This window comes from Mycolicibacterium peregrinum, assembly GCF_001665625.1.
Lineage (GTDB): Bacteria > Actinomycetota > Actinomycetes > Mycobacteriales > Mycobacteriaceae > Mycobacterium > Mycobacterium peregrinum_B.
Window position 1 is genome coordinate 1 of record NZ_LZSY01000079.1, and the last position, 10,060, is coordinate 10,060.

Here is a 10,060-nt window from a genome sequence, read left to right on the forward strand (position 1 = left end):
AACTGCTGGTGCCGCCCGGCCACTGGCAGCGCGCAAAGCCCCGCGACGACGAGCCGGCCCTGGTCAGTTGCGTGGTGCTGCCCGGCTTCGATGTCCGGGCCCAGCAGGCGGGTGCCCGCCGTGTTCCGGTCCGCGCCGATCTCCAGGACCAGCGGGCTGCCCCGATGGTGGAACCACAGTTCGGCGCTGCGGACGGTGTGCCAGGCCGACTGTTGGCCGGGCATCAGCAGGAACAGGATCGCGGTGCCGGCGCTGCGCGGCCCGGAGTAGCCCGGTGGCAGCGAAGACTGGCTCACCGTCAGTTCGCTGCGCCATGTTTCTCGGTACCACCCGCCCTCGGGGTGCGGGGCGAGGTCGAGCTGTCTGGCCCAATCGGGGAGTTCGGTCACAACCGATAGTCTCGTCGTCATGGTTCGTCTGCGTCCAGGGTGGCGCGTTGCCCCGGGGTGGTTGATCGCCCTGTGTGCCGCGGTCCTGGTGGTGGTCGCCTGGTTGCCGTGGCTGACCACCAGCGCCAACGGCGGCGGCCGGGCCAATGCGATCGGCGGGGCCGTGGGAAGCATCGTGCTGCCGCGCGGTTTCGGCGCGGGGCAGCTGATCGTTCTGTTGGGCGCCGGATTGATCGTGGCGGGTGCGATGGCCGGGCGGGGCCTGTCGCAGCGGTGGGCTTCGGCTGTGGGGCTGCTGATTTCGCTGGGCCTGGTGGCGTTGACGGTGTGGTACTACACGCTCAACGTCAAAGGCCCGGTGGCCGCGGGCTACGGGCTGTACGTCGGCGGCGCGATGGCGGTGCTGGCGGGGTTGTGTTCGGTGTGGTCGCTGTTGTCGACGTTAGGTGAGCAGTGATGAGCGGATTCGTCACGCCGGTGGAGTTGACCGGGCAACGGTGGGTGACGTTGGAACCGTTGACGACCGCGCACGTTCCTGAGATCGACGCCGCGGCCGCCGACGGTGAGTTGGGCTCGCTCTGGTACACGATGACGCCGAAGCCCGGCGGTGCCGCCGAGTGGGTGCAGCGCATGTTCGAGTTGCGCGCTGCCGATCACGGCGTGACCTTCGTGGTGCGCAATCTCGACGGCAAACTGGTGGGGTCTTCCAGCTACCTGCATGTCGACGGCCCGAACCGGCGGCTGGAGATCGGGCATACCTGGTACACCGCCGCGGCCCGGCGCACCGGCATCAACGCCGAGACCAAGCTGTTGCTGCTGGGGCATGCCTTTGATGAGTTGAATTGTGTGGCAGTGGAATTCCGCACCCACTTCTTCAACTTCGCCAGCCGCGCAGCAATCGAAAGGCTCGGTGCCAAGCTCGACGGAGTGTTGCGCAGCCACCAGTTGCTGCCGGACGGGTCCCGCCGCGACACCGTCGTGTACTCGATCTTGGACATCGAATGGCCCGCGGCGCGGTCCAACCTGAAGTTCAGGCTGGACCGCCGCGGCGGGATCGGTTAGTCCGCGTCGACAGTGGTTGTTTCGATCGACTTGCGATCGGCACCGTGGGCCACTGCGATCTTGCGGGGCCTGGCACGTTCGGCCATCGGGATGGTGACGGTGAGGACACCGTTCTCGTACGTGGCGGAAATGGCCGACGTATCGATCCCGTCGCCGAGCGACAACTGGCGTCGGAATTTGCCGAAGAACCGCTCATTGGTGAGCCACTGCGCGGATTCTTCCGAACGAGCGGTTCGATGCGCCGAGATGGTGAGTGTGCCGTTGTCGACGTTGACGTCCACCGAACCCGGGTCGACACCGGGAAGGTCGGCTGTCAGGACGTAGTGGTCGCCGATCTTGCATAGGTCCATCGGCATGAACCGGGGTGTACGCGTTGACCCTGAATCACCTGACAGCAAACTTCTGGTCAACACATCAAGGTCGCTGAACGGATCAAAACGAAGCACAGTAATTCACCTCCCGTACCAACTCAGAGCCCGCCACCCTGGCGGGCAACCAATCACTGTGCAGCGCCGATATTAGCACTCGACTAGGTGGAGTGCCAGAACATTTTCGACGATATTTTCGGTGGTTCTTGCATTCCAGAGCGGTTTACCCGGATGTGAGACCTCTCGTGACGGCGTGCGCCAAGGCGAAAGGTTGATGGCGACGCCGTGAGCTCTACCGGGGGAGCGGGTGAGTGTACGGTCGGCGCACGACGACGATGCCCCACCGTCTGCCGTCGCCGACCTCGGCAGGTTCGACCACACCAGTAGCAACCTTGTCATCGGCGGTCGTTCCGCCCGGGGCCAGATGAAATCGGTTGCGTTGCTGCCACGGGCGTTTAGTAGGGTGGCGGCATGTCGAGCCCCGAAGCGCACAAGATGGGGGCTTTCGGTCACGCCGTCAGCCCCCTGAATCACTGACTCCTCAGTTTTCCGCACTCCTCGGGTGCTGGCCGTGGTGACGAGACGCCTCCTGTTCATTCCTTTGTCTCGGAGTCCTCGATGCCTTTTGCTCTCTATCTGCTTGCTCTGGCGGTTTTCGCCATGGGCACCTCGGAATTCATGCTCGCCGGGCTTGTTCCGGATATCGCCGCCGGTCTCGGCGTCACGGTCGGCGCTGCCGGCCTACTGACCTCCGCCTTCGCCATCGGAATGGTCATCGGTGCGCCGGCCATGGCCGTGCTTGCGCGTCGGTGGCCGGCCCGGACCAGCCTGCTCGGATGTGTTGTCGCCTTTGCGCTCTGCCACGTTGTCGGCGCGTTGACGCCGACCTTCACGATCCTGTTCGGCTCCCGCGTCGTCGCCGCATTGGCCAACGCCGGATTCTTGGCGGTGGCGCTCAGCACGGCCGCTGCACTGGTTGCGGCGGACCAGAAGGGACGCGCGCTGTCGGTGCTGCTCGGCGGGACGACAGTGGCGACCATTGCGGGTGTGCCGGGAGGCGCCGTGCTGGGCGCACTTCTGGGCTGGCGATCGGCGTTCTGGGCGATCGCCCTGCTGTGCCTGCCCGCTGCACTCGGCATATGGCACGGGATTCCCGGTCGTTCTGAAGGGAATTCGGGATCGGCGGTTGGTGACCCACCGCTACGCGATGAGCTTGTCCAACTCAAATCGCCGAGACTGGCCTTGGCCGTGCTCCTCGCCGCACTGGTCAACGCGGGCACGTTCGCCGCCTTCACGTTTCTGGCGCCGATAGTGACCGACGTTGCCGGATTGCCGCAGCTGTGGGTGCCGGTGGTGCTGGTGCTTTTCGGGTTCGGGTCGTTCATCGGGGTCACGGTGGCCGGCCGGTTCTCCGACCATCGTCCCTGGCTCGTCATCGGCGTGGGTGGCCCGGTGTTGCTCGTCGGATGGATTGCGTTGGCCGCCTCGGCCGCTCATCCGGTGATGTTGCTGATTCTGGTCCTGGCACAAGGAACCTCGGCCTTCGCGGTGGGAAGCACCCTGATTGCTCGGCTGCTCTACGCGGCGTCCGGGGCTCCGACCATGGGCGGCGCCTATGCGACGGCGGCGCTCAATATCGGTGCCGCCTGCGGCCCGGCATTGGGCGCTGCCTCGCTCGCAGGCTCGGCGGGGAACCTCGGGCCGGTGTGGGTCGCCGTTGCGCTCACTGGGATTGCCCTACTGACGGTGCTGGCGATCATGATTCGACGACGGACACCGCTGCGCCGGTGAGCCGCTCACCGCACTGATCGCACATCAACACGGGGGAGAAGGGGTGTCCGTGGCCGGTGTGGGTGAGGAGCACCGCCGGGCCTTCGACGGCTGGGAACGACCGCTGCGCCCATGCCAGAGCTGTGACGAGGACAGGTAGGAAAGCGGCACCCTTCGGGGTCAGCCGGTACTGGCGGTCGTCGGTCGTGGTGAGAATCCCGTTGGCCCGGAACGTCTGAAGCCGGTCGGCGATCGAAGCCGGCGGGGCGGACAGCACCCGTTGAAAGTCGGAGAACCGGGTGGTGCCGGTGAAGGCGGCGACCAGGACCGCAAAGGCCCAGCGGTTACCGAGCACGCTCATGGTCTCGGGGAACTGGCCGGACGGGGAATCGCGCCGATCGTCCTCGGAGCGCCGCCGCGTCGTCACCACGGGCAGTGAACGATCCCAGCCGCCGCTCGGTCCCCACACGGCGGTCACCTCGCCGGAAGTGGTCGGTGCATCGCAGCTGCCACACGTCAGGACCGGGGTGAAATCGGTGCCGCAGCGCAGATGCCGCATGGCAGGCAGGGTTTCGCGGTGCTCGGGCACCCAGTGACGTTCCCACTCCCAGATCGACAGCAGCACCGGCCACAGTGCCCGGCCCCGCGCGGTGATCAGGTATTCGTCGCGCGGGGGCCGCTCCTGATAGCGGTGGCGTTGCAGCAGACCGTCTTCGGTCAGAGACCCGAGGCGGCGGGTCAGCACCGAGTTGGAGATCGGCAGCCGGGTCCGGAACTCTCCGTAACGCGTGGTGCCCAGCAGGGCCTGCTGCATCACCAGCAGCGTCCATTCGTCGCCAACCAGCGCGAGCATCTGCCCGACGGCGTTGGTGCCGCCGGTGCGAGCGTCAGTCACGCACCAGCCATCGGCGCAGCTGGTCACCCGGCGCCCAGGTCGAGTGGGTCCCGCTGGAAACCCGTTCCGGCAGAGCAAGTTTGCACACCGGCCCGTCAGGAACGCGGGCGGCGTCGAACACCAGGCAGTAGGAGGCGTCGTCGTTCATGTCTGTGGTGATGGTAACCAGATAGCCGTCATCCTCGCCGGTGCTGCCCACCCGTGGCGCCATGGCGGTCTCGCTGCCGTACACGCCGTCTTCGAAGGCATAGCGCTGCTCGGATCCGGTGTGCAGGTCGTGGCGGACCAGTCCGTCGAACAGGAACCAGCCCGGTGTCCCGGTCGCGGCGTAGGCGTAGCGGTAGTCGCGCCCGGCGTGGCCGGGGTTGATCATGCCGAATTCGGTGATGCTGTCGGATAATTGCTCTTCGCGGGTCTGGCCGGTGACCAGATTGAACCGCCAGCGGTGCAGCCGGGTCTGCATCTTGTCCAGCGCCAGGGCCGGCGTCGCGTCGCCCTGGAAGAACCCGTCGAGCACGATCTCGTCGCCGTCTTCGTAGGCGTTGGTGAAATGCAGGACGTAGGTGGTGTCGGCCTCGAACCACTTGACGTCGCCCGGTGCGCCGCGGCGGGGCAGGATGGCGAACCGGGACGGCAGGTCGCGGTGCAGCTTGGGCAGATGCACGTTGCTCTGGAGGAACTTGGCGTCCCAGAACAACGGAAAGTCGTTGAGAATCACGTAGTTTTCGGTGAACGCCATATCGTGGGGCAGCCGGGGCCCGGGCAGTTCGACGTCGACGTAGTGCACCAGGCGATTGTCGGCGTCCACCACGCCGTAGTGCATGTACGGCGCCTGCTTGCCGTAATTGAAGAACAGGAGTTCGCCGGTGGCGTCGTCGGCCTTGGGATGTGCCGAGATGCCCCATTCGGCGGGGAACGCCCCGCCCCAGTCTTCCTTGCCCAGGGCGTCGCCCGTGTACGGGTCGACGCGGTACAGGTCGCCGCACTGGTAGAAGCTGGTGAGCGCGACGCCACGGTGCACCGTCACGTCCGTGCTGGACGCGTCCTTCATCAGCGTGCGCGCACCCCAGCCGTGATCGCGTTTTGCCAGTTCAATCGGTTCGGCGATACCCGGCCACAGCGGCCCGCCGGCCTCGATCTCGGCCAACAGGCCGTCGGTAGGGATGAACCTGTTGCGGTAGAACGCTTTTCCGTCGCGAAACCCGACGATGTGCAGCATGCCGTCACCGTCGAACGGATGGTAGGTCTGCAACGCCGGATGCAGTGGGTTCTCGGTGTTACGGAGGTAGACACCGTCGAGGTCGGTCGGGATCTCGCCGTCGATCACCCGCAGGTCGTCGGCATCCCATTCGGTGGTCTGTGGCCGCCACGCCCCGGTGCGGTAGGGGTGGTCGTCGTCCTCCGGCAGGGTGGACAGGTACTTGGCGACGACTTCGGTGTTCATTGCTGGGCTCCTCCCACGACGAAGCTGACGGTGGTGGCGGTGCTGCCGCCGAAGTTCAAGGTGCCGAACGTCTTTGCGCCCTCGACCTGATAGGGCCCCGCGGTAGCGCTGACCTGCTTGGCGGCGTCGAGCAGCATCCGGACCCCCGATGCGCCGACCGGGTGCCCGCCGCCGATCAGCCCGCCGCTGGGGTTGATCGGCAGCCGACCACCGATCTCGATCTCACCGTTCTCGATGGCCTTCCAGGATTCGCCGGGGCCGGTCAGTCCGATGTGGTCGATGGCCAGGTACTCGCTGGGGGTGAAGCAGTCGTGGACCTCGAACCCGTCGAGGTCTTCGAGCGTCACCCCGGCGCGGCCGAAAGCGTCCAGCACTGCGTGGCGCACATGCGGCAGCAGATACGGATCTGCCGCACTGCGGTCGAGTTTCTGTTGCAGACCCAGACCGACGGTGCGGTGGCCCCAGCCGTCGATACGCGCGATCGGTCGGGCTTGTGGATGCGCGCGCAGGTACGTGTCGCTGACCAGCACCACTCCCGCTCCGCCGTCGGTCATCTGGCTGCAGTCGAAGCGGCGCAGGCGTCCCTCCACCACCGGATTGGTGGCGTCGTCGTCCCCGATCGGGTCGGGCACCGACCAGTCGCGGGTCTGCGCGTTCGGGTTCGCCTTGGCGTTGCGGAAGTTCAACGCGGCGATGGCGCGCAGATGTTCGGCGTTCAGGCCGTAGCGCTGGTCGTAGGCGACGGCAACGTCGGAGAACATCGACGGCCACACGAACCGGGCGTCGTCGGCTTCGTGACCGGTCCACGCGGCAGCGCCGAGGTGCGCGGCGGCGGTGTCGCCGGGCACTGTCTTCTCCAGCTCCACCCCGATGACCAGGGCGCTGTCGTAGGCGCCCGAGCGCAGGTCGGCGACGGCCGCCAGAGTCGCGACGCTGCCCGACGCACATGCGGCCTCATGCCGAGATGCCGGGGTTTCCCACAGGTCGGGATGCACGGTGGCCGGCATGGCGCCGAGGTGGGCCTGACCGGCGAACAGGTCGCCGAAGGCATTTGCGACGTGGACGACGCCGATGCCGGCCGCGTCGATGCTCGCGCTGTTCAGTGTGTGGTCGACGACCTCGCGGGTGAGTCCGGCGAAGTCCACCTGCTCACGGGTGAGGTTGCGTGCGAAATCGCTCTGGTAACCGCCGAGAATCCAGACGTCCTCCATGGCGGCGACGTTACTACAACTAAGAGAGTGACTAAAGGGGATCAACGAGAAACGCCGTGGCAGGAATCCAGGTTCAGATTCCCGCCACGGCGTTACCCGTGATCAAGCCGGCTCAGTCGTCCCAGCCGTGCCCGTGTCCATGGCCGTGGCCGCGGCCATGCCAACCGTTGTCCCAGCCGTTCCAACGGCCCCAGCCGGGACCCTCGACACAAGCCTGCACGTAGCCATACGGACCGGTCGCGCAGATCTCAGGGCCTGCCGAAGCCGGAGCGGCTGCCGCCATCGCCACGCCAACCGGAACGGCCAGCGTGCCCAGCCCGATAGCCGCGACCTTCTTCAATTTCGAACGCATATTTCTCGCCTCCGGGTTTGTTAGCTGTGTACGAGCTCAAGACCCCCGTCTGTAGATAACATTAGTGCATCTCATCATGTTCCTGGGAATCGCCTGGGATGCCACCGTGCAGCCAATTTGCTCTCATCGAAGCCTTCCCGGTCAGAGCGTTGAATTCATTTGCCAAGGAAAATAGGGTTCCGTGGCGCCTCTCCGGAGTGTTGCCAGCTGGTCCGTGTGACACGCGTGTCAGGTGATGCGACGGGCCGTGGCGACGAATTTTGCCCGTGCCGGGGGTCGGTATCCAAGAAGCCGAACATCAGGAGGACAGGTATGGGAGCGCTGGACGGCAAGGCGGCCTTGATCACCGGGGGAGCGCGTGGGCAGGGCCGTGCGCATGCGCTCACGCTGGCGCGTGAGGGCGCCGATGTCGTGGTGTGCGACGTCGCTGCGCCGGTCGAATCGATCGACTATTCGCTGTCCACTCCCGCTGACCTGAAGCGGACCGAGGAAGAGGTGTCCGGCCTGGGCCGGCGCTGCCTCGCGGTGACCGCCGATGTCCGGGACCTGGCGGCCATGCAGTCGGTGGTGGATGCCGCGGTCACCGAGTTCGGCGGCATCGATGTCGTGCTCGCCAATGCCGGGATCGCCAGCAGCGAACCGATTGCGACGATGTCGCCGCAGCGCTGGCAGACCATGATCGACGTCAATCTGACCGGGGTGTTCAACACCTTCCGGGCGGTGCTGCCCCATCTGATCGAACGGCGGGCTGGACGCATCGTCGCGACCTCGTCGATCGTCGCGGGCACCGGCGCAACCAACTCGGGTCATTACGCCGCGGCCAAGGCCGGGGTGGTGGCCCTGGTGAAATCAGTGGCATACGAGGTGGCCGAGTACGGCATCACCGTCAACGCGGTGCTCCCGTCCGGGGTGAACACGCCGATGATCCACAACCCGGCGACGTACAAGGTGATCCGGCCCGATCTCGAGAACCCGGGCCTCGATGACGTCGAGGAGATGTTCGTTCGAGGACGGCCCCGGACCGGTCTGCTCGAGCCGCAGGATGTCGCCGAAGCCGTGCTGTACCTGGTGTCGGATCGAGGGCGGCTGAAGACCGGCGAGTCGATGATCCTGTCGAACGGATTGAACTAGTCGCGATGCGCCGTGACCTGATGCCGGCGGAGCCGCGAAGCCCCGCCGGCATCAGTGGCCGTGTCAGCAGCCGCAGCTGCAGGAGGCCTTTTCCGTCTTCGCCTCACCTGCGCCCGCAACCTCCGACCCTGGGCGCCAGTCGAACGGGAAGTGCTTGCTCGAGGCGCCGGTGTGCTCGTGTGACCACTCGAAGCCCACGGCGTGGTCTTCCTTGACCACACCCCAGGTGGCGACCTGGCCCGGACCGACCTCGGCACCCGGCGCATTGGTGGTGGTCACCCGTCGGCTCGGGTCGGCCGTCGGGCCGGTCAGGGCCTCCACTTTCAGGTCGACCTTGCCGGGAATCTCGGCGCGCCAGTAGGCAAGATCGTCGGCGGCCTCGAAGCTGATCGGGGCGTATTCGATGCCGCGCATCTCCTCGATCAGGCTGCCGAACTCGGCCGGCCAGCCGCCTTCCTTGCCGGTGAAGATGCGTTCGAGCGCGTCTCGCTGGGCGGCGTCGCCCTTCTCATCGATGTAGAACATCAACTTCATCGTCGCGTTCGGATCGCCGATCCACATATTGCCGGCGAACTCACCGAGGGCGATGACGCTCAGGCCCGTCAAATCGGTGTCACCGTAATGCCCTTCGCGGACGTGCCACACCAAGGTGAACAGGCAATCGCCGTGCGTGGGCTCCTGGGCGAAGCTGCACGGGCAAGGCAACTTGCAGCTGCAGACGTCGAACCATTCTCCGCGCAAATGCCAATCGACCTGCGTCGATGCAGTGGTCATCGATCCCGCTCCTTTCGTTGAATACCCCTGGGGGGTATCTGGCACGGCGAACGTAGCACCGCTGAAGAGTGGAGCGCAAGTACCCCCTGGGGGTATTATTTCGGCATGTTCACAAGGATGTGCAGCGGTGCAATCGCGGTGGTGGCTTCGGTGTCGTTGGCATCATGTGGCTCACCGGCCGAGGCGCCGCCGGCCGCCTCCACGGGAGCCTCGGCGGCGAGCGTTGTGCAGCATCGACTGGTCGACCCTGATGAATTCGCCACTGCCATAGGCGAATCCGACCGGACGACGATCAACGTCCACGTGCCTTTCGAAGGCGACATCGCCGGTACTGACCTGTCGATTCCGTTCGATCGGATCACCGAGCAGGCTGATCAGCTGCCCACCGATCGCGGGGCCCCGATCGCCATCTACTGCCGAACCGGCCCCATGAGCGCGACGGCCGCCGAAGCGCTGAAATCGCTCGGCTATACGGATGTGGTTGAGCTCAAGGGTGGGATGAAGGCCTGGCAGGCCAGCGGTCGGACGCTCTTGGGGAACTGAGCTGGCGCTCGGAACAGGCCTCGCCTGCAAAAACGTGAGTGCCCCTGTTCAGAGTCGGGTGATGGTTGACGGATCTGTTTCGGTTGATCCTTGACACTCTTGTGTTGTGGTTTAGGCCTGT

General features: G+C 66.0%; 11 protein-coding genes and 2 pseudogenes. 6 read left to right on the forward strand and 7 right to left on the reverse strand.

Translation table 11 applies throughout. From position 1 onward, the window contains the following. Positions 1-8: 8 nt before the first annotated feature. A pseudogene (locus tag A5779_RS34455) lies at positions 9-56 on the forward strand (cupin domain-containing protein); the annotation flags it as partial. A 21-nt stretch (positions 57-77) separates the two neighbouring features. On the opposite strand, the pseudogene A5779_RS09950 reads toward A5779_RS34455, so the two are convergent. Beyond that, a pseudogene (locus A5779_RS09950) lies at positions 78-389 on the reverse strand (cupin domain-containing protein); the annotation flags it as partial. Between the two features lie 19 nt (positions 390-408). On the opposite strand from A5779_RS09950, the gene A5779_RS09955 reads away from it, so the two are divergent. Next, on the forward strand, positions 409-846 hold the full coding sequence (locus tag A5779_RS09955; protein WP_064881348.1) for a hypothetical protein: 438 nt from the start codon (positions 409-411) through the stop codon (positions 844-846). Beyond that, the gene (locus A5779_RS09960; protein ID WP_064881350.1) at positions 846-1,451 is read left to right on the forward strand and encodes a GNAT family N-acetyltransferase; all 606 of its coding nucleotides are present in this window, start codon (positions 846-848) and stop codon (positions 1,449-1,451) included. The genes A5779_RS09955 and A5779_RS09960 overlap by 1 nt, the downstream gene beginning before the upstream one ends. Here the strand turns inward: A5779_RS09960 and A5779_RS09965 are convergent. Further along, entirely contained in the window at positions 1,448-1,897 is a 450-nt protein-coding gene (locus A5779_RS09965; protein ID WP_064881352.1) for an Hsp20/alpha crystallin family protein, read from the reverse strand. The two genes, A5779_RS09960 and A5779_RS09965, sit on opposite strands and share 4 nt — an antisense overlap. Before the next feature lie 540 nt (positions 1,898-2,437). On the opposite strand from A5779_RS09965, the gene A5779_RS09970 reads away from it, so the two are divergent. After that, complete coding sequence (locus A5779_RS09970) at positions 2,438-3,610, forward strand: Cmx/CmrA family chloramphenicol efflux MFS transporter (protein ID WP_064881354.1); 1,173 nt, start codon at positions 2,438-2,440, stop codon at positions 3,608-3,610. Here A5779_RS09970 and A5779_RS09975 read toward each other — a convergent pair. From A5779_RS09975 to A5779_RS09990, 4 genes are all read right to left on the reverse strand, one after another. Then, the gene (locus tag A5779_RS09975) at positions 3,576-4,484 is read right to left on the reverse strand and encodes a winged helix-turn-helix transcriptional regulator (RefSeq protein ID WP_413784905.1); all 909 of its coding nucleotides are present in this window, start codon (positions 4,482-4,484) and stop codon (positions 3,576-3,578) included. The two genes, A5779_RS09970 and A5779_RS09975, sit on opposite strands and share 35 nt — an antisense overlap. Beyond that, positions 4,477-5,928 carry a carotenoid oxygenase family protein gene (locus A5779_RS09980; RefSeq protein ID WP_064881358.1) on the reverse strand — a complete coding sequence of 484 codons (1,452 nt, stop codon included), beginning with the start codon at positions 5,926-5,928 and terminating at the stop codon, positions 4,477-4,479. Before A5779_RS09980 ends, A5779_RS09975 begins: the two co-directional genes overlap by 8 nt. Further along, positions 5,925-7,139: an acetyl-CoA acetyltransferase gene (locus tag A5779_RS09985; RefSeq protein WP_064881360.1), complete on the reverse strand. Its 1,215-nt coding sequence runs from the start codon at positions 7,137-7,139 to the stop codon at positions 5,925-5,927. The genes A5779_RS09980 and A5779_RS09985 overlap by 4 nt, the downstream gene beginning before the upstream one ends. A gap of 112 nt (positions 7,140-7,251) precedes the next feature. After that, a complete protein-coding gene (locus A5779_RS09990) occupies positions 7,252-7,491 on the reverse strand; it encodes a hypothetical protein (RefSeq protein ID WP_064881362.1) in 240 nt (79 codons plus the stop codon). Positions 7,492-7,803: 312 nt separating this feature from the next. Between A5779_RS09990 and A5779_RS09995 the strand changes: the two genes are divergently transcribed. Then, positions 7,804-8,622 (forward strand): mycofactocin-coupled SDR family oxidoreductase, encoded by an 819-nt coding sequence (locus tag A5779_RS09995; protein ID WP_064881364.1) that lies wholly within the window; start codon positions 7,804-7,806, stop codon positions 8,620-8,622. A gap of 63 nt (positions 8,623-8,685) precedes the next feature. Here the strand turns inward: A5779_RS09995 and A5779_RS10000 are convergent, their stop codons facing one another. Further along, a complete protein-coding gene (locus tag A5779_RS10000) occupies positions 8,686-9,396 on the reverse strand; it encodes a DUF1326 domain-containing protein (protein WP_064881366.1) in 711 nt (236 codons plus the stop codon). A gap of 105 nt (positions 9,397-9,501) precedes the next feature. On the opposite strand from A5779_RS10000, the gene A5779_RS10005 reads away from it, so the two are divergent. After that, positions 9,502-9,939, forward strand: a complete 438-nt coding sequence (locus A5779_RS10005) for a rhodanese-like domain-containing protein (RefSeq protein ID WP_064881368.1) — start codon at positions 9,502-9,504, stop codon at positions 9,937-9,939. Positions 9,940-10,060 lie beyond the last annotated feature (121 nt).